The organism is Mesorhizobium sp. IMUNJ 23033, from assembly GCF_044778005.1.
Classification (GTDB): domain Bacteria; phylum Pseudomonadota; class Alphaproteobacteria; order Rhizobiales; family Rhizobiaceae; genus Mesorhizobium; species Mesorhizobium amorphae_A.
Genome location: NZ_JBJACT010000053.1, coordinates 1 through 25284 on the forward strand (window position 1 = coordinate 1; position 25284 = coordinate 25284).

General features: G+C 63.3%; 23 protein-coding genes and 1 riboswitch. Of the genes, 13 read left to right on the plus strand and 10 right to left on the minus strand.

Translation table 11 applies throughout. The features are described 5' to 3' along the window. Positions 1 to 330: 330 nt before the first annotated feature. From atzF to ACFX5Q_RS33165, 8 genes are read right to left on the minus strand one after another with little or no spacing between them, the layout of a single operon-like run. A complete protein-coding gene (gene atzF, locus ACFX5Q_RS33130; protein WP_404284570.1) occupies positions 331 to 2154 on the minus strand; it encodes an allophanate hydrolase in 1824 nt (607 codons plus the stop codon). Further along, complete coding sequence (locus ACFX5Q_RS33135) at positions 2151 to 2501, minus strand: cupin domain-containing protein (protein ID WP_404284572.1); 351 nt, start codon at positions 2499 to 2501, stop codon at positions 2151 to 2153. The genes atzF and ACFX5Q_RS33135 overlap by 4 nt, the downstream gene beginning before the upstream one ends. Next, on the minus strand, positions 2494 to 3162 hold the full coding sequence (locus ACFX5Q_RS33140; protein ID WP_404284574.1) for a cysteine hydrolase family protein: 669 nt from the start codon (positions 3160 to 3162) through the stop codon (positions 2494 to 2496). The genes ACFX5Q_RS33135 and ACFX5Q_RS33140 overlap by 8 nt, the downstream gene beginning before the upstream one ends. Then, positions 3162 to 4823 (minus strand): ABC transporter ATP-binding protein, encoded by a 1662-nt coding sequence (locus ACFX5Q_RS33145; RefSeq protein ID WP_404284610.1) that lies wholly within the window; start codon positions 4821 to 4823, stop codon positions 3162 to 3164. The genes ACFX5Q_RS33140 and ACFX5Q_RS33145 overlap by 1 nt, the downstream gene beginning before the upstream one ends. Continuing rightward, the gene (locus ACFX5Q_RS33150) at positions 4706 to 5407 is read right to left on the minus strand and encodes a cysteine hydrolase family protein (RefSeq protein ID WP_404284576.1); all 702 of its coding nucleotides are present in this window, start codon (positions 5405 to 5407) and stop codon (positions 4706 to 4708) included. Before ACFX5Q_RS33150 ends, ACFX5Q_RS33145 begins: the two co-directional genes overlap by 118 nt. A gap of 16 nt (positions 5408 to 5423) precedes the next feature. Next, entirely contained in the window at positions 5424 to 6350 is a 927-nt protein-coding gene (locus ACFX5Q_RS33155; protein WP_404284578.1) for an ABC transporter permease, read from the minus strand. Further along, a complete protein-coding gene (locus ACFX5Q_RS33160) occupies positions 6350 to 7468 on the minus strand; it encodes an ABC transporter permease (RefSeq protein WP_404284580.1) in 1119 nt (372 codons plus the stop codon). Before ACFX5Q_RS33160 ends, ACFX5Q_RS33155 begins: the two co-directional genes overlap by 1 nt. Before the next feature lie 19 nt (positions 7469 to 7487). Continuing rightward, positions 7488 to 8615, minus strand: coding sequence for a BMP family ABC transporter substrate-binding protein (locus ACFX5Q_RS33165; RefSeq protein WP_404284582.1), 1128 nt, complete (start codon positions 8613 to 8615; stop codon positions 7488 to 7490). 295 nt (positions 8616 to 8910) lie between these two features. On the opposite strand from ACFX5Q_RS33165, the gene ACFX5Q_RS33170 reads away from it, so the two are divergent. The 7 genes from ACFX5Q_RS33170 (at position 8911) to ACFX5Q_RS33200 (ending at position 15652) form a co-directional block, all read left to right on the plus strand. Continuing rightward, a complete protein-coding gene (locus ACFX5Q_RS33170) occupies positions 8911 to 9621 on the plus strand; it encodes a GntR family transcriptional regulator (protein ID WP_404284584.1) in 711 nt (236 codons plus the stop codon). 602 nt (positions 9622 to 10223) lie between these two features. Beyond that, positions 10224 to 10339, plus strand: a riboswitch (guanidine-I (ykkC/yxkD leader). Positions 10340 to 10439: 100 nt separating this feature from the next. Continuing rightward, positions 10440 to 11504 carry a putative urea ABC transporter substrate-binding protein gene (locus ACFX5Q_RS33175; RefSeq protein WP_404284585.1) on the plus strand — a complete coding sequence of 355 codons (1065 nt, stop codon included), beginning with the start codon at positions 10440 to 10442 and terminating at the stop codon, positions 11502 to 11504. A gap of 9 nt (positions 11505 to 11513) precedes the next feature. Beyond that, entirely contained in the window at positions 11514 to 12422 is a 909-nt protein-coding gene (locus tag ACFX5Q_RS33180; protein WP_404284587.1) for an ABC transporter permease, read from the plus strand. Then, positions 12419 to 13228: an ABC transporter ATP-binding protein gene (locus tag ACFX5Q_RS33185; protein WP_404284589.1), complete on the plus strand. Its 810-nt coding sequence runs from the start codon at positions 12419 to 12421 to the stop codon at positions 13226 to 13228. Before ACFX5Q_RS33180 ends, ACFX5Q_RS33185 begins: the two co-directional genes overlap by 4 nt. Before the next feature lie 11 nt (positions 13229 to 13239). Beyond that, on the plus strand, positions 13240 to 14448 hold the full coding sequence (locus tag ACFX5Q_RS33190) for an agmatinase family protein (protein WP_404284591.1): 1209 nt from the start codon (positions 13240 to 13242) through the stop codon (positions 14446 to 14448). A gap of 2 nt (positions 14449 to 14450) precedes the next feature. Continuing rightward, positions 14451 to 14987 (plus strand): hypothetical protein, encoded by a 537-nt coding sequence (locus ACFX5Q_RS33195; protein ID WP_404284593.1) that lies wholly within the window; start codon positions 14451 to 14453, stop codon positions 14985 to 14987. Between the two features lie 47 nt (positions 14988 to 15034). Further along, the gene (locus tag ACFX5Q_RS33200; protein WP_404284595.1) at positions 15035 to 15652 is read left to right on the plus strand and encodes a HupE/UreJ family protein; all 618 of its coding nucleotides are present in this window, start codon (positions 15035 to 15037) and stop codon (positions 15650 to 15652) included. A gap of 491 nt (positions 15653 to 16143) precedes the next feature. On the opposite strand, the gene ACFX5Q_RS33205 is transcribed toward ACFX5Q_RS33200, so the two are convergent. Beyond that, positions 16144 to 16497 (minus strand): hypothetical protein, encoded by a 354-nt coding sequence (locus ACFX5Q_RS33205; protein ID WP_404284597.1) that lies wholly within the window; start codon positions 16495 to 16497, stop codon positions 16144 to 16146. Between the two features lie 1082 nt (positions 16498 to 17579). Here ACFX5Q_RS33205 and ACFX5Q_RS33210 point away from each other — a divergent pair. The 5 genes from ACFX5Q_RS33210 to ACFX5Q_RS33230 all read left to right on the plus strand — a co-directional run bounded on the left by ACFX5Q_RS33210 (position 17580) and on the right by ACFX5Q_RS33230 (position 22446). Next, complete coding sequence (locus tag ACFX5Q_RS33210) at positions 17580 to 18302, plus strand: FadR/GntR family transcriptional regulator (protein ID WP_404284612.1); 723 nt, start codon at positions 17580 to 17582, stop codon at positions 18300 to 18302. Between the two features lie 55 nt (positions 18303 to 18357). Continuing rightward, positions 18358 to 19332, plus strand: coding sequence for a sialic acid TRAP transporter substrate-binding protein SiaP (locus ACFX5Q_RS33215; RefSeq protein WP_404284599.1), 975 nt, complete (start codon positions 18358 to 18360; stop codon positions 19330 to 19332). A gap of 84 nt (positions 19333 to 19416) precedes the next feature. Then, a complete protein-coding gene (locus ACFX5Q_RS33220; protein WP_404284601.1) occupies positions 19417 to 19989 on the plus strand; it encodes a TRAP transporter small permease in 573 nt (190 codons plus the stop codon). A 4-nt stretch (positions 19990 to 19993) separates the two neighbouring features. Then, a complete protein-coding gene (locus ACFX5Q_RS33225; RefSeq protein ID WP_404284603.1) occupies positions 19994 to 21400 on the plus strand; it encodes a TRAP transporter large permease in 1407 nt (468 codons plus the stop codon). Beyond that, complete coding sequence (locus tag ACFX5Q_RS33230) at positions 21397 to 22446, plus strand: L-idonate 5-dehydrogenase (RefSeq protein ID WP_404284605.1); 1050 nt, start codon at positions 21397 to 21399, stop codon at positions 22444 to 22446. The genes ACFX5Q_RS33225 and ACFX5Q_RS33230 overlap by 4 nt, the downstream gene beginning before the upstream one ends. Positions 22447 to 22640: 194 nt before the next feature. On the opposite strand, the gene ACFX5Q_RS33235 is transcribed toward ACFX5Q_RS33230, so the two are convergent. Beyond that, a complete protein-coding gene (locus ACFX5Q_RS33235; RefSeq protein ID WP_404284607.1) occupies positions 22641 to 23888 on the minus strand; it encodes an enolase C-terminal domain-like protein in 1248 nt (415 codons plus the stop codon). 146 nt (positions 23889 to 24034) lie between these two features. Between ACFX5Q_RS33235 and ACFX5Q_RS33240 the strand changes: the two genes are divergently transcribed. Further along, positions 24035 to 24790: a GntR family transcriptional regulator gene (locus ACFX5Q_RS33240; protein WP_404284609.1), complete on the plus strand. Its 756-nt coding sequence runs from the start codon at positions 24035 to 24037 to the stop codon at positions 24788 to 24790. The last annotated feature ends 494 nt before the right edge of the window (positions 24791 to 25284 follow it).

Sequence of the window (25284 nt, forward strand, 5' to 3'; positions counted from 1 at the left end):
CAGGGATAACCCATGCGATGTCGGAGGCATCATAGCCTGCAAAGCAGATTGGGACCTTGTTCGCCGACCCCATCAGGGCCAGCAGCTTCGAACGGCTGCATGAACAGGCCGGACAGAAGACTGCACCGACCAATGCGCCAGAACAACGAATTACCTCTTGCAATACGGGAGCCATCCACAGAAGACATCGCCGGCGACCACGCTGGAGGTCGCTAGATGCAAGAAGCTGCCGTTGGCAAACCTGGCATCCACGACTCGCTTTCGCAAGCCAACAAGGTCGACCCGAATTTTGGGTTCATTCGTTTTGCGTTGGGAGACAGCGGTTCCATTTTACCGAAGGTCAGTTTGATCGGCCACTACTTGGTCGCGTCTAATAAAACTGCGCCAGCTACCATAGGCGGAGATATCGGACGCGTCTGAGAGGCCAGCGGTTTCCACCAGGAACCCCTTGGCCACGCTGCCATCCTCGAGTTCGATCGTTCCTACACCGAGCGGTGGGGGGATGGCGGCGACGAACCGTCCGAAGGCGTCCGGATCAAGCCGCCAGACCTCGACGTCTATCTGCATGCCATCGCTGGCAACCCGGACGAGGCCTGGCTTGGGCGTGGACTGGCCGGCAAGAGCGTAGAGCCGGTAGGCAGGCGTGGTTCTCGTTGCTCTCGAGAATTGGGCTCCTAGATTCCGTAGCTGGCCGTTGAGCGGCATACCCGACAGATGCGCACCGACCACCACCAAATCGATCACGCCATCGCCGGCAGTCTCGGCGGCCGGCTGGAGGCCGGGCTGCGGCCAGCCCGTGGCGCCGAGCGGAAGGCCGCTCGCCGCATGCAGGTCGCGGGCGAGCATCGCCGTCAGCGCATCTCGGCCGGCGGGCGCCAGCAGGGTGACGCTCATCGGCAGGCCGTCGCCACGTTTGCCGGTAGGCACTGCGATGCCGCACATGTCGAGTAGGTTGACGAAGTTGGTGTAGGTGCCGAGCCGGCTGTTGGTTTCGACCGGGTCGGCGAGCACAGAGCGGGTGGTGTAGTGCTTCGGCGCGGTCGGCACACAGAACAGGTCAACCGAGGCGATGACCGGGGCGAGCTTCGCCTTGTAGGCCTGTAAGGCATAGAGGCCGCGAAAGGCGTCCACCGCCGACAGGTTCCTGGCGCCGCCGATGATCTTGCGCGTCACCGGATGCATGGCCGCTTCGTTGGCCTCCATGAAATCGCGGATCGCCGCATAGCGCTCGACCACCCAGGCGCCCTCGTAGAGCAGGTTGGCGGTGGCGTAGAAATCACCGAAGGGGATTTCGACCAGCCGGCAGCCGAGTCGCGACAGCATGCCAAGCGAGGCCTCGAAGCCGGCTTTCATGGCCGCATCGCCGAAGAATTTGAGGTCCGCTTTTGCAGGCACGCCGATGCTCAGCACCGGCGGGCGCGCGGCAAGCGGCTGGACGGCGATGTCGCGCGAATAGGCATCGGCCGTATCGCGCGCCGCCGCGACCGAGAACACCCTGTAGGCGTCGTCGACGGTCAGCGCGAACACCGAGACGCAATCGAGCGTGCGGCAGGCCGGCACGACACCAGTGGCCGACAGTCCGCCGACGGTCGGCTTCAGCCCGACGATGTTGTTGAGGCCGGCCGGGATGCGACCGGAGCCGGCGGTGTCGGTGCCGAGCGCGAAGGAGACGATGCCGCGCGCCGTCGCCACCGCCGAGCCGGATGAAGAGCCGCCCGGCACCAGCTCCGGGTCGATGGCGTTGCGCGGGATCGGCCACGGCGGGCACCCCCCGACAAGGCCGGTGGCGAACTGGTCGAGATTGGTCTTGCCGACGACCAGCGCGCCGGCCGCCTTGAGCCGCGCCACCACGGTGGCGTCCTTGTCGGGCCAGTAGGTGTATTCGGCGCAGGCCGCCGTCGTCGGCATGCCGGCAACGTCGATGTTGTCCTTGACGGCGAAAGGAATGCCCCAAAGCGGCTTTGCCACGGGATCGAACGGGCCGAGTGTTTCGGCTGCGGCAAGCAAATCTTCTTTGGGCGCAAGGTGGATGAAGATGCCCGGATCATCAGCCACCTTGATGCGCGCATAGACAGTGTCGATCACCTCCGCGACGCCGGTGCCGGCCCGATACGTGCTGTGCAGGCGTCCGATGTCGAAGTGGATATCGCTCATTTCGTCTCCCCCAGAATGATCACCGGCAGGTCCCACTGGATCAGCACGACGCAGCCGTCCTTCGTCCACACCGAATGCTCGGTGCCGACCGGATTGAGGATAACGCTGCCGGCAGGATAGTCGCCGTTCTCGTCGCTCTGGGTGCCTTCCAGCACGACGATGGTTTCCAGCCCGACATGGCGGTGGCGCGGCACGCCGGCGCCGGGCCGGTATTTCAGAATCGCGACCGACGGCTCGACCGGCCCGCCCTTGAGCAGCCAATGCACCGTGATGCCGTCGCGGAAATATTCGAACGCCAGATCGTGCCAGCCGCCGTCGAGCAGGCCAGCAAAAGCAAGATTAGGCATTGGCAATTCCCTCGAGCACCTGGTCGGTCGTCGCCGTCCAGCCGACGATGGCGTCTTGCGCGTTGATCATGGCGATCGCCGCCGCCTTGAACTCGGGAAAGTAGCTCTCCGTCGCGTCCTCGGCGAGCAGGCACTCATAGCCGCGGTCGTTGGCCTCGCGCATTGTCGTCTGCACGCAGACTTCGGTCGTTACCCCGGCAAAGACCAGGTGCTGTACGCCGAGCCGCTTGAGGTCGTCGCCGAAGCTGGTCGCGTAGAATGCCCCCTTGCCGGGCTTTTCGATGACGATCTCGCCGGGCATTGGCGCAAGCTCGTCGAGGATCGCCGTGCCAGGCTCGCCGGCGATCAGCACGCGACCCATCGGACCGGCATCGCCGATGCGGATCGACGGATTGCCGCGATTGCGCTTGGCCGGCGGCAGGTCGGAAAGGTCGGGCTTGTGGCATTCCATGGTGTGGATCACCGGCAGGCCGGCGGCGCGAAAGCCTTCGATCAGCCTCTTCACCGTCGGCACGATCGCGGTCACCCGGCTGACGTCGTTGCCAAGGCTGGCGCCGAAGCCGCCCGGCTCGGCGAAGTCGCGCTGCATGTCGATGACGACCAGCGCCATAGTGTTCGGCTTGAAGGCGAATGGAAACGGCTGCGCTGCGATTTCAGCCATCAATGATGTCCCGCCATATGCTCGCCGATCGTCTGCACGCTCGCCTGCGCGATCGGGGTCTCGTAGACCAGCGCGCCGTCGGACATGACGAAGATGCGGTCGGAGAGTTCGAGCAGTTCGTCGAGGTCCTCCGACATCAGAAGGACGGCGGCACCGGCATTGCGCGCCTTCATGATGCGGGCGCGGATTTCGGCGACGGCCGAAAAGTCGAGGCCGAAGCACGGGTTGGAGACGATTAGCAGATCGACCTCGCCGGTGAGTTCGCGAGCGAGCACGGCGCGCTGCACATTGCCGCCCGACAGCGAGGCGATCGGCGAGGACAGCGAGGCGGTCTTGACCTTGAACTGCTCGACCAGGCGGGCGCTGAACGTCCTGATGGTACCGGTGCTGATCCAGCTCACCGGCTTGCCATTGCCGTCAATGTCGAAGGTGCGGAAGGAGATGTTCTCGGCCACCGTCATCTTTGGCGCGCAGGCGTTCTTCAGCGGTTCCTCAGGGATGAGGCGGACATTGAGCGCGCGCGCCTCGGCGCGCGTTGCCGCATAGGCGGTGCCGCGCACCATGACTTCGCCGGCATCGCGCGGGCGCTGCCCGGCCAGCACTTCGAGGAATTCCTTTTGGCCGTTGCCGGAAATGCCGGCGATGCCGACGATCTCGCCGGAGCGAACGCCGAGATCCTCGACGCGGATCGACTTCAACCCGGTGCGGTCCGGCGCTTTCAATGCTTTGACTTTGAGCACGATCTCGGCGTCCGGCATCGGCTCGGCGCGGCTGTCGAGGGCGGCGATCGGCTGGTCGCCGATCATCATCGCCGCCATCTGCCTGTGGTCGAGGTCGGTGACGCGGCCGGTGCCGGTCAGCCTGCCCTTGCGCAGCACGCTGACGTCGTCGGCGAACGCCGTCACCTCATGGAACTTGTGCGAGATCATCAGCACCGTGAGGTCGCCAGCCCTGGTCATGGCGCGCACCAGGCCCAGTACCTCCTGCGCCTCGCCAGGCGTGAGCACCGATGTCGGCTCGTCCAGCACCAAGAAGGAGCGACCGAGATAGAGTTGCTTGACGATCTCCAGCTTCTGCTTCTCGCCGGCGGCAAGCTCGGCCACCTTGACGTCGAGCGGCAGCTTGAACGGCATCCGCTCCATGAACTGTGCGAGCGCGGCGCGCTCCTTGCGCCAGTCGATGACCCCAGGCACTTTTTCGCGCGAAATGACCAGGTTCTCGGCACCTGTCAGCGACGGCACCAGCGTAAAATGCTGGTAGACCATGCCGAGGCCGAGCGCGGAGGCATCCCTGGGGCTGGCGATCGTTACCTCGCGGCCGTCGATGATGATGTCCCCGGAGGTCGGGTGGTAAAAACCCATCATGCATTTGACCAGCGTCGACTTGCCGGCACCGTTCTCGCCGAGCAGCGCGTGGAAGGAGCCGGCCGGCACCTTGACCGAGACATCGTCGAGTGCGGTGAAGGCGCCGAAGCGCATGGTCATGCCGATGGTCTCGACGCCGACCGCCTTCATGCGGGTGGTTGGGCTCATCCCCTGTCTCCTCACGGCAGCTGGGCGACGAGCGCGGCCGAGTTCGACACCGCGCCGAACACGCCGCCCTGCATCTTGATCATCTTGATGGCGGCGAGGTGATTGCCATAATCGGTGGCGCCGCAGCAATCCTCCAGCATCACGCATTCGAAGCCGCGGTCATTGGCCTCGCGCATGGTGGTGTGGACGCAGACATCGGTGGTGATGCCGGTCAGAACGATGTTGTCGATGCCGCGCTGGTTGAGGATCAGCTCCAGATCGGTGGCGCAGAAAGAGCCCTTGCCCGGCTTGTCGATGATCGGCTCGCCCTCGGCCGGATAGAGATCGGGGATGATGTCCCAGCCAGGCTCGCCGCGCACCAGGATGCGCCCGCAGGGCCCGGGATCGCCGATGCCGGCATTGATGCGGCGCGAGCGCCAGCGCTTGTTGGCCGGCAGGTCGGCGAGGTCGGGTCGATGGCCCTCGCGGGTGTGGATGATGGTGTAGCCCTTCTCGCGCATCGCCGACAGCACCGACTTGATCGGCTCGATCGGGGCGCGGATCAGCGACAAATCGTAGCCCATGTGGTCGACATAGCCGCCCGGTCCGCAGAAATCGGTCTGCATATCGATGATGATCAGCGCCGTGTTGTCGGGCCTCAGATCGCCATTGTAGGGCCACGGGTAGGGATCGGCGTCGATATATCGCTGGGTGATCCCGGCTCTGGCGTTCATGGCAAAACCTCCGGTCTCATTTGGTGATCGACAGTTCGCCCGGCGCGCCGGCGAGCGAGCGGCTCGGCGACGAGGTGGCAATCATGATGACGAGGGTGAGGATGTAAGGGGCGGCGTAAAAGAGGTAGTAGCCTTGCGTGACGCCGACCGACTGCAGTGCGGGGCCTAGGGCGCCGGCGCCGCCGAACAGAAGGGCGGCGGCAAAGCAGCCGAGCGGGTTCCAGCGCGCGAAGATGACCAGCGCCACCGCCATCAGCCCTTGCCCCGACGAGATGCCTTCGGTCCAGCTGCCGGGATAGTAGAGCGACAGATAGGCGCCTCCGATGCCGGCCAGCGCGCCGCCGACGCCGGTGGCGGCGAGCCGCACCGTGTTCGGGTTGAGGCCCATGGCGCGCGCCGCGTCGGAACTGTCGCCGACGACGCGCAGGATCAGGCCGGCGCGGGTGTTGCGGAAGGCCCACCACAGGAACACCGCCAGTGCGGCGCCGATCAGGAACAGCACGTTGACGTCAAGTGCCGCCTGCACCTGCGGAATGTCCGACCAGGCACCGAAGCGAATGGCCGGCAGGTCGGGCGCCGAGGGCTGGATGAACGGCTTGCCGAAGAAGAAGGCCAGGCCCGAACCAAACAGCATCAGGGCAATGCCGATGGCGATGTCGTTGACCTTCGGGAATTTGCAGATCCAGCCGTGGAACAGGCCGAAGCAGAGGCCTGCGAAGGCGGCGGCGATGAGGCCGAGCCAGGGCGAGCCGGTCATCACCGCGATCGCATAGGCGCTCATGGCGCCGAACACCAGCGTGCCTTCGAGGCCGAGGTTGATGCGGCCGGAGCGTTCGGTGATGGCTTCGCCGAGCGACACGAAGATGAAGGGCGTCGAAACGCGGATGGCGCCGCCGAGGATGGCGAGCGGCACGCCCCAGAGGCCGATCCCGGTGGCGTCCATCAGCTGCTCCTTTGCCAGAGGTCGGGATTGAAGGCCTTGAAGCGGCCGTAGAGGGTCTCGCTGAACAGGATGACGACGAACAGCATACCCTGCAGCACCAGCACGGTGGCGTCGGGCAGGTCCATGCGGCGCTGGATCAGCCCGCCGGACGCATCGATGCCGCCAAGCAGGAAGGCGACCGGGATGATGGCCAGCGGATTGTGGCGGGCGAGGAAGGCGACGAGGATGCCGGTATAGCCATAGCCGGCGGCGAGCGAGGCGTTGGCGCTGCCCTGCACGGCCGCGACCTCCAGCATGCCGGCGAGGCCTGCGAAGGCGCCGGCCAGCCCGGTGAAACCGACGATCAGCGAGCCGACGGCGAGCCCCTGCACCTGGGCCGCCCTGACATTGCCGCCGGCGATGCGTGCGGCAAAGCCCCAGCGGGTCTTTTCGATCAGCACCCAGGACAGCATGCAGGCGACGACGCCGACGGCAAGGCCCCAATGCACCTCCATGCCCGGCATGTTGCCGATGCGGTAGATCTCGGCCAGCGGCTGGGTCGAGGGCTTGTTGAGCGAGGCCGGGTCACGCAGCGGTCCTTCGACCAGCTGGTTCATCAGAGCGATGGCGATATAGGCCATCAGCAGGCTGGAGATGGTCTCGTTGACGGCGCGGTAATGGCGGAGCGCGCCGACGGCACCGATCCAGATGCCGCCGGCGGCCATGCCCGCCACGCCCATGACGAGAATGACGATGAAGGAAGGGGCGCCGCTGAGCGCCGTGCCGGCTGCCGCAGCGGAGACGCCGCCGAGCACGATCGCACCCTCGCCGCCGATGACGACGAGGCCGAGCCGGGCCGGCAGCGCCACGCAGAGCGCCGCTAGCAGCAAGGGAGCGGCACGCGACAGCGAGTTCTGGACCGAGAACCACGAGCCGAAGCCGCCGCGCCACATCGTTTCATACAGCTGGATTGGCGATTTGCCGACAGCCAGGATGAACAGGCTGAACAGCACCATGCCGACGATCAGCGCCACGATCGGAATGACGAAGGCTTCCGCCCGCCGGGCGATCCATTCGAGCGCCGCCGGATACCCCCTGGCACCGAACGTCGCTGGCGCGCCTGCCACCGTGTCTGTCATATTGCCGCCTCCGTCCGGTTCAGGCGGTCGAGCCGACGACGCCCTCGACGAGATAGTCCATGCTTTCGAGCTCGATGGCGGTCTCGGCGAATGCCTGGCCTTCGGTTGCGACGACGATGCCCTTGTTGCTCTTCAGCGGGCCCTTGATGACGGAGAAGCCGCCCTTCATCATTTCGGCCAGCGTGGCGTCGAACTGCTTGCGCGCCGGCTCGGAGACGGCGGGGCCGAGCGGGCTCATCTTGACGAAGCCGTCGGCCAGTCCGCCGCGGGTGAAATTGGGCAGCGGCTTGCCGGCGATGAGGTCGTCGACGAACATCTTGTAGACCTTGGCCCAGTTCCATTCGGCGCCGGTCAGGTATTTCTCGGGCGACAGCGGGCTCTGGTTGGCGTGGTAGCCGCAGACGAACGCGCCGCGGCCGGCGGCGGTCTCGACGACCACCTTGGGACTGTCGACATGGCAGGTGATGACATCGGCGCCCTGGTCGACCAGCGCGTTGGTGGCTTCCGCTTCCTTGACCGCCAGCGACCACTCGCCGGTGAAGATCACCTGGCAGGTGATGGTCGGGTCGACCGAGCGCGCGCCAAGCAGGAAGGAGTTGATGTTGAGCAGCACCTGCGGGATCGGCTTGGCGGCGACGAAGCCGAGCTTCTTGGTCTTCGAGGTGTGGCCGGCGACGACGCCGTTCAGATACTGGCCCATGCCGATATAGCCGAAATAGGAGCCGGCATTCATCGGATGCTTGTCCTTGTTCCACATGCCGCCGCAATGGCGAAACTGGACGTCGGGGAATTTCGCGCACATGGCGAGCATGTGCGGATCGAAATAGCCGAAGGAGGTCGGGAATACCAGCGAGGCGCCGTCGAGGTTGATCATCGATTCCATTGTCTTCTGGACGTCGACCGTCTCGGGGACGTTCTCCTCCTCGACGATCGAGAGGCCTTCGATGCCCTTCAACGACGCTGCCCCTTCGGCATGCGCCTGGTTGTAGCCGTAGTCGTCCTTCGGGCCGACATAGATGAAGCCGACGGTGGCGGTGGCGGCGAAGGCGCGGCCGATGGGAAAGGATGCCGAGGCCAGGCCGAGCGCGGCTCCGGCGGCGGACGTCTTGAGCAACTGGCGGCGGCTAAGCATGAATCTGTCGGTCATCTCTTATGCTCCCCTGTAGGACCCTTTTCCGGGGTCGGTTGATGTCTTCTTCAGGAAAGTGCATGCAATTGCTATGCCAATTGGGTTTGGTGCAATTTATTGAACAAAATCAGTTACGCTATCAAAATCGTTTGCTCATGGAGCGGGCAATTGCATGCACTTTTTGCCTTGAAAACAGCCAGTTTGACAGGCGGATTAAAATTGAGGCATAGAGAGCTATATCGAGTCGAGCAAGCCGACGGGCCGACCGACTCCACAAGAAGACGACGGAGGAAATTTGTCGGGGAAGCGTAGCTTGATCAGGTCGGGCACGACCGTCGATCAGATGGTGAGGGCGATCGGCGACCGGATCGTCACCGGCTTCCTGCGCCCCGGCGAAAAGCTCGACGAGGCCTCGCTCGCCGCCCGCTTCGACGTGTCACGCACGCCGGTCAGGGAGGCGCTCGGCCAGCTCAGCGCCATGGGCCTAGTCGAAAGGCGGCCGAACCGGGGCGCCATTGTCGCGGTGGTGACGCAGGAGCATCTCGCCTCGATGTTCGAGAGCATGGCCGAACTGGAGGCGATCTGCGCCCGCTTCTCGGCCGAGCGCATGACCAGCGGCGAGCGCCGCTCGCTCGAGATCGAGCATCAGGCTTCGGCACGGCTGGTGCAACTGGGCGCCGAAGAGGACTACGAATATTTCAACACCGAGTTCCACACCCGGCTCTATCGCGGTGCTCACAACACCCATGTCTATGAGATGACCACCATGACACGCAGCCGGCTAGCGCCCTTCCGGCGCGCGCAGTTCATGCTGCCGGGGCGTCTCGCTAAATCCTGGCAAGAGCATGACGCCATCGTCACCGCGATCATGCGCGGCGATGGCAATGCCGCTGGCAAGGCTGCCAAGGATCACGTCTCCATCGTCAGCGAAGCAAGCGCTGTCTTTGCGCTCGGCGAGCAGCCGAAGGGCGCAAGGGACGACAATGCCGGTCACTGCCAGCTGACGAGCAACGCTTGCGAATGACAGGACTAGTCCTTAGGTCTCGTCGATCTCAGCGCCGGCGGTCGTCGGCGCTCTAGGAAGAACGGCGTATAAACCGCAGTCCCGCGCGGCGAGCAACAGCGAACGGTTGTCGCGCGTGGGACGAAGGAAATTCGCCCCCGGCCGCGGGCGGTGAACGGGACAGACGTAGGAGCGTCAGCATAGCGCCGGCCGCAGGACGGGACGCGGGACCGACTGTCCCCGCCCGCCGTGGTCCGCCTTCACGCCAGCTCGAACCTCAAGCTTCGTCGTTGAGTTCACCACCGCACAAGGTGCAAGCGGCCTAATTTGTCCAGTTGGCTGGGATCGATCTCTTCTATAAAGCATTGTTTTTATTGCCTTTACCCACCTCCGATTTGTATCACAATAGGTGCCACAATATGTAGCACATTCTCCGCGACTTTCACGTGTGCATACATTTTCCACCATTGTTCTCCGAATGGGCGTCGCCAAATACTGCCTAATCGGTCAGCGTTGCGATGTTTTTTGCGGCATCAGCATGACGCGACTGCCTTCAAATCGGGAGAAAAGCCGCCTCAGAGCGGTATCGCTGGACTGGCACGCCCCTTGCTTGGTTGCTTAACGTGCAGAGCGTCTAGGGTTCCGGCCGTGTCGATCACGGCGCTGGTCCAAGAGACGCGACCGCCAGGGATGCATTGAGGCATCCGGCGGAACACGGCGGGCCAAAATCCCGGGAGAACCCTGCACGGGTTTGCTGGCGCGAACCTCTCCCGGATGCGCGCTCCGTGAACCCCCAACAAACGTCCGGCCGCAATCCGGATCGCAAACAGGGGTACGCAATGCTTCGCAAGCTGGCCGCAATCATCCTCGCCGCGTCACTCAGCCTTCCCTTCATTCCGGCCGCGCAGGCGGCTCCCAAGAAAGACTTCAAGATCTGCTGGTCGATCTATGTCGGCTGGATGCCGTGGGGCTATCTCTCCGACAGCGGGATTATGAAGAAATGGGCCGACAAATACGGCATCAATGTCGAGATCACCCGCATCAACGACTATGTCGAGAGCATCAACCAGTACACGGCCGGCGGCTTTGACGGCTGCTCGATGACCAACATGGATGCGCTGTCGATCCCGGCCGGCGGCGGTGTCGACACGACCGCCTTGATCGTCGGCGACTTCTCCAACGGCAACGACGCGGTCATCCTCAAGGACAAGTCAGCACTCAAGGACATTACCGGCCAGAAGGTCAATCTCGTCGAACTCTCGGTCTCGCACTATCTGCTGGCGCGCGCGCTGGACACGGTCGGCCTCGCCGAGAAGGACATCACGGTGGTCAACACTTCCGATGCCGACATGGTCGCCGCCTACGGCACCAGCGACGTCACCTCCGTCGTCACCTGGAATCCGCTGGTCTCGGAAATTGTTGCCATGCCGGGCGCCCACAAGGTGTTCGATTCGATGCAGATCCCCGGCGAGATCATCGACCTGATGGTCGTCAACACCGCAACGCTGAAGGACAATCCGGCCCTGGGCAAGGCGCTTGCCGGTGCATGGTATGAAGCCATGGCGCTGATGACATCGGGCACGCCCGAAGGCAAGGCGGCCAAGGAAGAGATGGCCAAGGCATCGGGTACGGATCTTGCCGGCTTCGATGCGCAGCTTGCATCGACGGCGATGTTCTTCGAGCCGGCCAAGGCGGTGGACTTCACGAACGGCGCCGAATTGCCGAAGACCATGGATCTGGTCCGCAACTTCCTGTTCAGCCACGGCATCCTCGGCACCAATGCGCCGAGTGTCGACATGATCGGCATGAGCTTCCCCGACGGCTCCACGCTGGGCGACCCCAACAACGTCAAATTGCGTTTCGATCCGGCCTACATGGCCCTGGCGGCGGCTGGAACGCTCTAGGGGCGCGACATGCTGGCCAGAGGAACCGGCACCGTGAATGCTGTGCCCGAGGCGAGGGCCGAAGTCGCGCGCCCGCCCCCGCGCAGGCGGAAAGCGCGGCTTCGCCTGATCAACGCGACGGTCTCGCGAGGCGGAGCCCTGTTCCTTGGTGCCTTGCCGTTTGCCGCCGTGGCGATCGCCTATCTTTTCGCATCGGCGCAAAGACTCGCCGTCAATCCCAGCGACAAGCTCCTGCCCTCCCCGGCACAGATGTGGTCGGCTTTCCTGGATCTTGCCACGGTTCCAGACAAACGCTCGGGCGACCTCATCCTGTGGGCAGACACTTTTGCCAGCCTGGTCAGGCTGTTCGCAGGCGTCGGCGTGGCGGCGCTCACCGCCCTTTGCCTCGGCGTCGCCATCGGCTTCATCCCGCGTGTCAGGGCTTTTCTGCTACCCTTCGTCACCGTGGTCTGCGTTATCCCGCCACTGGCGCTGCTGCCGATTCTGTTCATCGCACTCGGCCTCGGCGAAACGGCCAAGATTACCTTGATCGCTCTCGGTGTCGCCCCGGTCATGGTGCGCGACATCGCCAACCGGGTGATGGAGCTGCCGCCCGAACTCGTCGCCAAGGCGCAGACGCTCGGCGCCAACAGCTGGACCATGGTGCTGCGGCTGGTGCTGCCGCAGGTCACGCCGCGCCTCATCACCTGCGTGCGGCTGGCGCTTGGACCGGCCTGGCTGTTCCTGATCGCGGCGGAAGCCATCGCCTCGACCGAGGGGCTGGGCTACCGCATCTTCCTCGTCCGCCGCTATCTGTCGATGGACGTCATCCTGCCCTATGTCGCCTGGATCACGCTGCTTGCCGTCATTACCGACTGGCTGCTGGTGCGGCTCTCGCACGCCATCTCACCCTGGGCTCATCCGGTGCAGAACCAATGAGCCGCATCGTAGTCCATGGACTGGAGAAGAGCTACGGCGATGTCCGCGTGCTGGAGCGGGTCAACGTCACCGCCGAGCCGGGCGAATTCCTGTCGCTGGTCGGCGCCAGCGGCTGCGGAAAATCGACCTTCCTGCGCATCCTGCTCGGCCAGGAACAGCAGAGCGGCGGCAAGGTCGTTGTCGGCGACCAGCCGATCGTGCCGGAGCCGACGCCGCAGCGCGGCATCGTCTTCCAGCGCTATTCGGTGTTTCCGCATCTGACCGCCCTGCAGAACCTGCTGCTTGTCGAGGATTTTCGCTCTGGCGGGCCGTTTGGCCGCGTCTTCGGCGCCAGGCGCAGGAGCGCCAGACAAGAGGCCGAAACCATGCTGGAACGCGTCGGCCTCGCCCATGCGCGCGACCTCTATCCGGCATCGCTCTCGGGCGGCATGCAGCAGCGGCTGGCGATCGCCCAGACCTTGCTTGGCCGGCCGCAGATCCTGCTTCTCGACGAGCCGTTCGGCGCGCTCGATCCCGGCATTCGCGTCGAGATGCACGAACTGCTCACCGAGCTCTGGAGTGAGCACGGCATGACCGTCGTCATGGTCACCCACGATATCGGCGAAGCCTTCAAGCTCGGCACCCGTGTGCTCGTCTTCGACAAGGTCCGCCACGACCCCCAGTTCCCGTCCGCCTATGGCGCGACGATCACCTACGATCTGAAGCTCGACCGCAAGAACCGAGCTTGCTCACGAGACGTGGCCAAAGTGGCCGCGATGGTCGGGACGACCCGACTGGATAGCGCAATCGCGACGACGGCGTCGTGAAGGAGGTTTTCATGCACAGAGACAGTCCAGAACGCCGGCATCGCCGCGCCGGGCTCACCGACCGCCAGCCCCGCCAGCGTTTCCACCACCCGAACTTCGAGATCCGCGACATGCAGGGCTGGAAGGCGATCGAGGCGGAAGGCAAGCTGCCCGAGGACGGCTGGCGCAAGGAACAGAAATGGGCGCTGGATATGGGCCTGCCCGGATCGGATTCGATCATCGACAAATCGATCCCGACATTCGCACGCGGTGAGCTGCCGCATTTCGCCGGCATCAACACCTTCCTCAAGGCGCCCTATGTCGAGAACGTCCGCGACGTCGGCAGGTATGACGCAGCCGTGATGGGCATTCCTTTCGACAGCGGCACCACCTACCGGCCGGGAACCCGCTTCGGTCCGCAAGGCATCCGTCGCATCTCGGCGCTCTACACGCCCTACAATTACGAGCTCGGTGTCGACCTGCGCGAGCAGATGACACTGTGTGACGCCGGCGACGTTTTCACGATTCCGGCCAATCTCGAAAAGAGCTTCGACCAGATCACCAAGGGCGTCAGCCATGTCGCTTCGTCGGGTGCGCTGCCGATCATGCTGGGTGGCGACCATTCGATCGGATTTCCTTGCGTGCGCGGCATTGCCGACGTGACCTCCAAGCGCATCGGCATCATCCATTTCGACCGCCACATCGACATCCAGGAAAAGGATCTCGACGAGCGCATGCACACGACGCCGTGGTACTGGGCGACCAACCTGCCGAACGTCTCGGCCACCAATCTGGTGCAGCTCGGCATCGGCGGCTGGCAGGTGCCCCGCTATGGCGTGGCCGAGGCGAGGAAGCGCGGCACCAACGTGCTGACGATTTCCGACATCGAACAGATGGGGCTGGAGAAGGCGGCGGAAATCGCGCTCGAACTGGCATGGAAGGATACCGACGCGGTCTACATCTCCTTCGATGTCGACAGCATCGATTGCGGTTTCGTGCCCGGCACGGGTTGGCCGGAGCCCGGCGGCTTCCTGCCGCGCGAGGCGCTGAAGCTGCTCGGGCTCGTCTCGGCGCCCGGCATCTGCGGACTGGAAGTGGTCGAGGTGTCGCCGCCCTACGACACCTCCGACATCACCGCGCTGTTCGGCGTGCGGGTCGTCGTCGAGGCGCTCGGCTCGATGGTCGCGCACGGCAATCTCGGCAAGCACAAATCCATCATCGACAAGCCGACGAGCTTTTGACCATGCACGACGATCATCATCACCACGGCCATGACCATGGCGACGGCCACCATCACGGGCCGAATGGTCACCACCATCCGCACCCTGTCGGCCACAACGGGCCGACCGGCAAGCCGTTGCAATGGCAGACGCCGCATCTGCCGCACGACCATGCACACGAACCTGCCGACCCGCGGACGACGGATCTCGATCTCGTCGAAATCGCCTTCCTCGAAGGCTTTGCGCGGGCGCCCGACCCCTCCAGTTTCCTGCGTCTCGCCGGGATTCCGTTCGTCGGCGAAACCGCCGACGGTATGCGGCTGCATCTTCTGCGTGTCGAGACGCAGGACATGGTCGATGTCGGCGCCGTCATGCCGCTGATCGGCGGTGGCGGCGTCACCTATCACCCGCTGCCCGCGAAACTGACGTCGCACCGGCGTCGCCTGGCCTTCGTCTACCATGACGGCACCGGGCAAAAACCCCTCGACTTTGGCCAGGCGCGGTTTTTGGCCGACAGATCCGAAGCCGCGCAGATCGCCATGCCAGGGTCCGGACAATGAGCCCCGGCTTCGAACCGATCACTCGCCTTTCAAACAGGTCCAGAACGATGAAAACAACACTTTTGATTCTCGGCAGGCTCACCCCGGCAGCCTTGTCCAGGCTTGCCCTGACCGTGCCCGCGGTCCTCGCGCCGTCATTGGCCTTCGCCCATAGCGGCGGTTTTCATGTCCACGGCTTAATGAGTGGCCTTGAACACCCGCTGGCCGGCATCGACCATCTGCTTGCCATGATGGCCGTCGGCATCATCGCCGCCCGGACCGGCGGCAAAGCCATCGTCGTCGTGCCGTCGCTTTTTGTCGCGACGATGATCGCTGGCGCGCTGCTGGGCATCGCCGGGATTGGCTTGCCATCGCTTGAGTCCGGCATCGCTTTGTCGCTGGTTGTCTTCGGCGCCATTATGGCGCTCGCCAGACCGTTGCCTCTGGCGGTGGCCGCGTCGCTGGCTGCCCTTTTCGGGCTCTTCCACGGCAATGCCCACGGCCTCGAAACTCCCGAGACGGTCAGCGGCATCGCCTACGCGGTTGGCTTCGTGGTCGCCACTTCGGCTCTGCACACGAGCGGGGCGTTGGCTGCCCTGACGCTTCGGCGCTGGCCGAAGGCCATCCGCACGGCAGGCGTCGGCACCTCATTGGTTGGCGTGGCACTTGCGGCACAGATCATCTGAACGGGCAGCCGACGTATCGGCAACGAACAGGAGGGCAAGGCATGATCAAGCGACTGACCGTTTGGCAGCGCATTCGAACCGTGCTGTACCAGATCCTGAAGGTCCGGGCCGAGCGACTCTGATCGCATCCACTCGAACAGAATCTACCCGCGAATGGCTGACCCCTTTCGCGGGCTTGCGGCGGGACGCGAGGGCGCACGAGGATGGTCGGCGCGATTGCCGCATGGAATCAGTGCGGACGCCCGCGCGAATAGAGGTTGCCCATTATAAGCATTTTTTGGCAGATTCTCCCTGGCGGGACATGTCGCACCGATCGGATGCGCGCGGAGTTCACGAAGGCGCTGACGACGCATGATGTCGAATGCGAAATCGTTCGTGCGCTTACCCATGACATCAAGCCGGGAGCGCTTCTGACATGGATCAGGGAACGACTGCCCTTGGGCCGACAGCGGACAGACGGCTTTTGACATCAGAAAGCGGCAAGCGGAGTTTCAAGTCATCGTAGGGTCGGTGAGGAAGGGCATGATATCCACGCCGTCTCCCGGGAAGACGGTGAAATGCGGGTGGTTCTCAAACAGGCGGGCGGCAGCCTCGATGGTATCGGCCTCGATGACAATGTAGCCGCAGAAAGGGTTCACGGCGTCGGCGGTGCCGTCCTTTGTAACGCGCGTCGTTCTGCCGACCATACCGCCGCGATCAGGGAAGAGTGCGGCATTTCTCTCCTCCCAGTCCGCCCACTGCTGCAAGCCGACGCTATCAATCGCATCTTGCTCGGGCTTGGGCAGGCTGCGAAAGCGGGCAAGGTCTTCGGGCTTCATGGTGTAGACGGCAAGAAAGCGGGGCATACAGCGAACTTCGGGCTGGCGAAAGCCTTGTCAGGCTACACTCCTGTGCGGTCGAAGTCACTGCGCATGACCACACTCTAGGTGCCCGTTTGCGTCAGTTCGCGGAGCGGCCTCCAAGGGCGGCAATGAACAATGACCGCTTACAGGATCTGGAGCGTCGTCAGCGCAATGGCCGCGTTGAGGCGCGAAGCAGACCCGCCTTTGTGCACGCCGTTTTACGCTGTAGCGCTCTCTCTTTTTGAAAGGTCTTTACTTCATAGGGGACATGGGCGCAGATCGGACTTGCCAGATCGGAGATGGAGAATGCCAGTTCAGCGGAAGTGAGATACGGACAAGAAAACAATTTTCGACAGCGAAAGTCGCCATCGAAGCTACGCTAACGCCGCCGTTTGTATCCCCCTACTCCCACTCGATTGTTTTTGACCCAGCTAGACCATTGATCTAGCTGGGTTTTTTCTTGCTTGCGGCGCCGAAAGCCGACGCATGGCCCGTCAAAACGTTATGCTTTTGATTTTAAAGGGAAAATCGCCGCAAAAAATATTTTGAGGTTTCACCAACTATCGGGACCAATCGGGCGATTGTTCGCACTTTGCGGCGTTCAACGACGTCCCCCACACCGCGTTGAAAAGTACCGTCACTTCCAAGTAGCGCATTTTTCTGTTGCAAAATCAATGTGTGCCCGGAACATTGATTTCATTGGATTTTTCGTGGACCAAAATCGGAAGTCATCCCGATCGTGCCGCGACAGTCGAACAGTCGAACCTAGCGACCCACTATGCCTCCATCACGCCAGTTCCGGACTTTCACTTTTGTCAACGGCGCTCAAGCTCGGCGACTATCTTCGCATCCAGTCGCCGCACGGGCAGCCTCTGTGTCCAGATACAGCGAAACGGCAATGAAGGCGCGCCCGGAGGATCAGGTGGGCGACCCATGACATCAAGCCGGGAGCGCTTCTGACACCGATCAGGGAAACCGATGAGACCCTTACATCGCACTTGACTCGTGCTGCCCACACGCTAAAGGTCAATTGGCCAGACCAATTTACCAAATTGGATCGAAGACGACTTCGGGAGCAGGGAGCGATGCCTATTCAGGCTGTTGAGCCGCGTCGGCTCTATCGACAGGTCGCCGATCAACTGAGGCAGCTGATCGGCTCTGGCGAGTTTGGCGTTGGCGATCGTCTGCCGACGGAGCGGGAATTGGCCGACCAGTTGGGGATCTCGCGTCCGACGGTCCGTGAAGCGCTGATTGCGCTCGAGGTTGAGGGCCGCATACGCATTCGCGTCGGCTCCGGCATCTACGTCACTGCCCCGCCGCGCGCCGAAATACTCGCCGCAGAAACGGATGAAGGCCCGTTCGAACTGCTGCGGGCGCGGGAGTTCATCGAAGGTGCGATCGCCGCGGAAGCCGCTCTCCAGGTTAGGCCGACCGATCTCGATCTGCTGGACGATGCGCTGCGCCGGATGGACGACATAAGCCTGCCCGCCACGACGACCATCATGCTTGACCGGGAATTCCATACGACGGTGGCGGGCATCCTCGGCAACGCGGTGCTAGTGCGTTTTATCGGTGAGATGTTCGACCAGCGCATGAACCCCTATTTCGAACGTCTCTCGAGCTATTTCGAGAACAAGGACTCATGGCGGGCCGCCGCAGCAGAGCATCGCGCGGTGCGCGACGCAATTGCGGCGCGCGATCCGGAAAGGGCAAAGGCGGCGATGCAGGAGCATCTGCGTCGGTCGCAACTTCGATTCTCACGCAATTTCGGTGAGAGCCCCGCAACCATGGAGGTTGCGGAGGAATAGAACCGGCCGGGAGGAGATCCGGCCGTCATCGGTCCAATCACAGGGAGGAATGAAGATGTTTTCAAGGTATACCGCACTGCTCTGCGCGATCGTCACGATCGCTCTGCCCATGGCTTCGGCCTCGGCACAAACAGCGTTGAAATGGGCGCATGTGTATGAAACGTCCGAGCCCTTCCACACGGAGGCCGTGTGGGCGGCAGAAGAAATCAAGAAGCGCACCGACGGCCGCTATACGATCGACGTGTTTCCGGCGTCCCAACTCGGCAAGGAAGCCGATATCAATCAGGGTCTGACCCTGGGCACGGTCGACATCATCATTTCCGGATCAAGCTTCGCGGCGCGCGAATTCCCGCCGATCGGGGTGACCTATTTTCCGTTCACCTTCCGCGACGCCGACCACCTGCTCGCTTACGCGAAAAGCGACAAATACAAGGAACTGACCGGCGGCTACGAGGAAGCATCCGGCCATCACATCACAGCAACGACGTACTACGGCACGCGCCATACCACCTCGAACCGGCCTATCGCGAAATGCGCGGACATGGCGGGCCTGAAGATTCGGGTGCCGGATGTGCCGGCCTACCTCGCAATGCCGCGCGCCTGCGGTGCCAACACTGCGCCGATCGCCTTCGCCGAGGTCTATCTGGCTCTGCAGCAGGGCACGGTCGAGGCACAGGAAAACCCGCTGACGACGATCGACGCGAAGAAATTCTACGAGGTGCAGAAGCACATCGTCCTGACCGGTCATATCGTCGACCATCTCAACACGATCGTGTCGAAATCGCGCTGGGCCGAGCTCTCTGACACGGACAAGGCGATCTTCACCGAAGTGATGCAGGAAGCCGCCGCGCGCGCCACCAAGATCATCGTGGATCGCGAGAAGGCCCTCGTTCAGACCTTCAAGGACCGCGGCCTGACCGTGACCGAAGTCGATCGGGCCGACTTCGAGAAGAACGTGATGGAAAAAGTGACGTTCGAGGAGTTCGGCTACCGCAAGGCAGATTGGGAGGCGATCCGCGCCATCAAGTAATCGCTTTCAAACCGGTCCGGCGTATATGCGTCCGGACCGGTTAGGACAATGACAGCGCAGGTCGTTCAACCCGGAGCCATGCCGATGACTGAAGAGATTCACAACCCGGTGACAGCCGAAGAACTGGCGCATGCCTTCGAGGAGGAGACCGCGCCCGTCGACCTCTCTCGCTACGCAGTCGAGGACTGGGCGACGCTCGCCGTGTTCTGGGGCATGTCGTTCTGCGTCTTCCTGCAGTTCTTCACCCGCTATGCCCTCAACAACAGCTATGCCTGGACCGAAGAGATCGCGATCAACTGCCTTGTCGTCGTCGTGTTTCTGGGTTCCGTGATGTGCACCCGCATGTCGCGCCACATCCAGGTCGATGTGCTCTACCACTATCTGCCGGCGCGGGTCGGGCGCTATCTGGCGCTTGCGGTGAACCTGATCACCATCGGCTTTTTCGCCTACATGTCCTGGCTTCTGTGGCGCTATGTCGGGATCGTCCACCGCGAGCGGATGGTCACGATCAACCTGCCGCGCAACATCGTCTTCTACTCCGTGTTCGCCGGCTTCGTGCTGATGATGCTTCGCGGGGTCCAGGTGTTCGTCGGCAATGTTCGCCGCGGCTACTCGGTGCTCGAGCGCCCCGCCGCATTCGACGGGTTGGGGGAGTAAGGCGATGCTGCTTTTGATCGGTGCCTTTCTCGTCCTGATGCTAATCGGTGTGCCCGTCGCCGTGTCGATGGCCGTCTCGTCGCTGCTTTACCTCGTCTTCTACGGCGTGGCGCCCGACATCATCGCCGCGCAGCGCATGATCGCCGGCGTCGAGAGTTTTCCGCTGCTCGCCGTGCCCTTCTTCATCTTTGCCGGCAATCTCATGAACATCGCCGGCGTCACCGGGCGCATCTATTCGTTCGCGCTGGCGCTTGTCGGCTGGATGAAGGGCGGCCTCGCTCAGGTAAACATTATCGGATCGGTGGTTTTCGCCGGCATGTCCGGCGCGGCCCTCGCAGATGCTGCCGGGATCGGCACGATCGAGATCAAGGCCATGCGCGACCACGGCTATCCGGTCGAGGCGGCGGTCGGCGTCACCGCGGCATCCTCGACGCTCGGCCCGATCTTTCCGCCGTCGCTGCCCTTCGTCATCTACGGTATGATGGCCAACGTCTCCATCGGTGCGCTGTTCATGGCAGGCATCCTGCCCGGCGTCGTCATGACGGTGCTGATGATGGTGACGGTCGCCATCTTCGCCTATCGCCGCGGCTGGGGCTCCGACACGCCGTTCGAACTGCGCAAACTCGGCGCCGCGTCTCTCGAGATCCTGGTCGTCGCCTGCTTTCCGGTCCTGGTCTACATATTGGTCAGCGCCGGGTTGTCGCTCAACATCTCCGTCGGCATCGCTCTCGCGGTTCTGATCGCCTGCGACTGGTATTTCGACTTCTCCGCCGTGATGGCTTTGATGACGCCCATCATCCTGATCGGCGGCATGACAATGGGTTGGTTCACGCCAACCGAGGCGGCCATGGCCGCGGTCATCTGGTCGCTGTTCCTGGGGCTCGTGCGCTATCGCACGATGACTTTCGCAACGCTGGCCAAGGCCAGCTTCGACACGATTGAGACGACGGCGTCGGTTCTGTTCATCGTCACCGCGGCGTCGATCTTCGCGTGGCTGCTAACCGTCAGCCAAGCGGCGCAGATGTTCTCGATATTCATCACCTCGCTGACAGAGAACAAATGGGTTTTCCTGATTCTGATCAACATCCTGATGCTGGTGGTGGGATGCTTTCTTGATACCATCGCCGCGATCACCATCCTCGTGCCGATCCTGTTGCCCATCGTCGTCCTGTACGGCATCGACCCCGTGCACTTCGGCCTGATCATGACGCTCAACCTGATGATCGGCCTGCTGCATCCGCCGCTCGGCATGGTGCTGTTCGTTCTCTCGCGGATCGCCAAGCTGTCGGTCGAGCGCACGACGATGGCGATCCTGCCCTGGCTCGTGCCGTTGCTGGTCGCGCTGATCCTGATCACCTTCATTCCGGCCATCACGCTGTGGCTGCCGACACAAATGGGACTGATCAAATGACCGGCAATGTGATCGCCGCGACGTTGTTCAGCCCCGAAGACCTGCGCATGGTGGAGCGTCCGCTCGAACCCCTTGCGTCGGGCATGGTGCGCGTGCGTTTCGGCGCTGGCGGCATATGCGGCTCCGACCTGCACTATTTTCGCCATGCGCGGACCGGCGATTTCGTCGTCACGTCTCCGCTCGTACTCGGTCACGAGGTTGCTGGAGAGATTGTCGAGATCAACGCAGCAGCGTCCGGACTTGCCATCGGTGACCGCGTTGCGGTCAACCCCTCGCGGTGGTGCGGGCACTGTGCGCGATGCGCCGAAGGCCGCGCCAATCTCTGCGAGAACATCTACTTCATGGGTTCGGCTTCCAGGACGCCGCATATGCAAGGGGGGTTCGCCAGCGTCTTCGACGCCACGCCGGCGCAATGCGTCAAGATCCCGCAGCATGTGGCATATCAAGCGGCGGCGCTCGCCGAGCCGCTCGCCGTCAGCCTGCACGCAGTGGCGCGAGCCGGCGCGATCGCTGACAGGAATGCCATCCTCTTCGGCGCCGGGCCGATCGGACTTCTCACCATGCTCGCGGCCAGGTTCAAAGGCTGCGGCGGGATAACTGTCGCCGACATAGCCGCGGCGCCGCTCGCCTTCGCCACCCGGCTGGGTGCAGATCAGACGATCGATCTTTCCGGCGGAGATGCCGAACTCAAGGCGCTTGCCGCCGACAGACCATTCGATATTGCTTTCGAAATTTCAGGCACCGCGACCGGCCTCACCGCGGCGATCGCCAGCGTCCGGCGCGGCGGCGTCGTCGTCCAGGTCGGCAATCTGCCGGGCGGCCAGATCCCGGTACCGGCCAACGCCGTCATGGCCAAAGAGATCGACCTGAAGGGGTCATTCCGTTTCGACGCCGAATTCAATCAGGCGGTCGCTCTCATCGTCGATGGAGAAGTCGACGTCTTGAAGCTGGTTACCGCCGAACGCGTCCTTTCGTCCGCGCCCGAGGCCTTCCGCCTCGCCGCCGACCGCTCCCAAAGCGTCAAGGTTGTTCTGACTGCAGAGTGACCGAGGCGCATACTGCGGCGCTGGGATCGCCTGGCGTCGCCATTGGTTTTCGGGCATTGAAAGCAAAAGCAGCCGCCGGTGCCGCGAGGCAGGGGGTCAAGGAGGACCTGAACCCCGGATCAAGGAAGAGAACTTTAGTAACGAAGACGGCGGCGGTCATAGCGTCCTCCCGCCGACCATTTCGAACGAAAAAATCACCCCAGCCCGAGATCGGGCACGGCGGCGTCTCGATGGTTGGCGAAATTGGTGTTGGGTAAGAGCGGATACCAGCCCGGACGGCCGGGATCGCGGTCATAGGCATAGCCGCCCAGCGAGCGGTAGAGCTCGGCATAGGTTGCGAGCTTGTCGCGATCGAGTTCGACGCCGAGGCCCGGCGCCTCCGGCACGGCGATGGCGCCGTTCTCGTAGCGCATCTTGCCGCCGACGATGATGTCGTCGGCGAGATGGTGGTAGTGCGCGTCGGCGGTGAAGACGAGGTTGGGCAGCACGGCACCAAGATGCAGCATGGTGGCGAGCTGGATGCCGAGCTCGCCCGAGGAATGCACCGCGATGCCGAGGCCGAACGTGTCGCAGATCTGGGCGGCGCGCACGCAGGCGCGGATGCCGCCCCAAAAAGTGGTGTCGAGCAGGATCACATCGACGGCCGGATCGCGCACATTGGTGGCGAGCTGTTCGAAATCGATGACGATGGTGTTGGTGGCGAGCGGAATGGAGAGCTTTTCGCGCAAGCGGCGCATGCCGGCCAGGCCCCAGGTCGGGTCCTCGAAATAGTCGTTCCTGAGGTCCGAGATGGCCTGGCCGAAACGCAGTGCCTCTTCGACCGAGAGGGCGGCGTTAGGATCGTAGCGTAGCGTGTCGCCAGGGAATTCCGCGGCGAGCGCCCTGAAGCACTCCAGCTCGTAGTCGGGATGAAACACACCGGCCTTGAGCTTGTGGGCGGAAAACCCGTGTTCGGCCTTCAGGGCACGGGCATGGTCGAGCAATTGCTCGATGGTACGCACCTCCCCCTTGCCGCTGCGGTGGTCGGCATAACGGAAGAACAGATAGGAGGCGAAGCCGACGCTGTCACGCACGCGCCCGCCAAGCAACTGGTAGACCGGCACGGCGAGCCTCTTGCCGATGATGTCGAGGCAAGCGAATTCGAGCGCTGCGTGGAGCTGCGTGCGGTTGTTGTAGAGCGACGCCGTCGGATTGCAGATGGCGTAGCGCATGCGGTTGAGATCGAAGGGGTCGTGACCGACGAGGTAGGGCTTCAAACCGGCGAAGGCCAGCTCGGCGCCAGCGCCGCCGCCGCCCATTTCGCCGAGGCCGACGATGCCTTCGTCGGTCTCGACCTCGACCACGGTGCGGACAAAGCGCCCCCAATGCGTGCCGTTGCTGTGCCGCAATGCTGCTTCCAGCGGAACGGTGACGGTGGTGGCTTTGATGTCCGTGATCTTCATGCCGGCTCCTCTCCCTAGCCGAATGGCGTCATACACACTACCATGGTAGTATGTCAATGACGCCGGAATTGTCCCTTGGCGCTTGAGTTGCGGTGTGCGCAGTGTCATCACCGGAGCCGCAGTGGCAGTCGCAGAACGGATTCGTCATGGGGAAGATTTCGGGGGAGACCAGGTTTTCAGGTAACGCTGCCAAGAGGAGCTCCGGCCAGCGTGAGCCGTCGCGGACGCTGGAGCCGGTCAACAACCGCATGCCGATCTCGCCGCAGATTTACCAGCGGCTGCGCCGTGCCATCACCACGCTGGTAATGCTGCCGTCCGAAGCCTTGAGCGAACAGGATCTGGCCCAGCAGCTCGGCGTCAGCCGCACGCCGGTGCGCGAAGCGCTGATCCGGCTTGCTGATGAGGGCTTGATCGACATCCTGCCGCAGCGCGGCAGCTTCGTCGCTCCGATCCGGCTAAGCGACGTCGAGGAAGCGCAGTTCATTCGCGAGGCGCTCGAAGTGTCGGTAGTGCAGAGGCTGGCCGGGCATGGCTCGGAGGGGTTCGTCGCTACAGTCAGAGCCAACCTCGCCATGCAGGCGAAAGCTGTGGCGGAAGGCGACCGCGAGCTGTTCCTCGAGCTCGACGAGGCGTTCCACCGCAGCCTGTGCGAGGAGGCCGGCCTGCAGAAGAGTTGGCGGGTCATCCAGGTGGTCAAGCTGCAGATGGACCGCGTGCGCTATCTCAGCCTGCCCGAGCCCGGCCATCTCGAGACGCTCCTGGCCCAGCATGTGGCGATCCTCGAGGCGGTAGAGACCGGCGAGGTCAAGCAGGCCGGCGCCCGCATGACGGCGCATCTGCGCGAAGTGTTGCGCACCGTGCACGGGCTCAGCCTGGCGCGGCCTGACCTTTTTGAGCGGTGATTTGGTGGAGATCGGTGACTTGAGTCCAAGCGCCTCCCATTGACTAATACATCTCGCGATCGATACGCGACATTGAAGAGGCAGATGCTCGACGGGCACGTCCACCTTCGCTGAATCGGACAGCCAAGCATCGCGTACTGAATTGGCAGGCCGCGTCGCTTCGATTTCGATGTATAGTCGGTCGGCGGATTGCGGATCTCGCTTGGCCTCGAAACGTGACACGGTATTGAGGTTCATCAGCGCGATGAGTGTCGACTACTGGCCGAGACGTCGGCGTCGTCTCGCCTCTTGCCTCGGCACGAGCGATGTCCTCTGTGGATGGCTCCCGTATTGCAAGAGGTAATTCGTTGTTCTGGCGCATTGGTCGGGTGCAGTCTTCTGTCCGGCCTGTTCATGCAGCCGTTCGAAGCTGCTGGCCCTGATGGGGTCGGCGAACAAGGTCCCAATCTGCTTTGCAGGCTATGATGCCTCCGACATCGCATGGGTTATCCCTG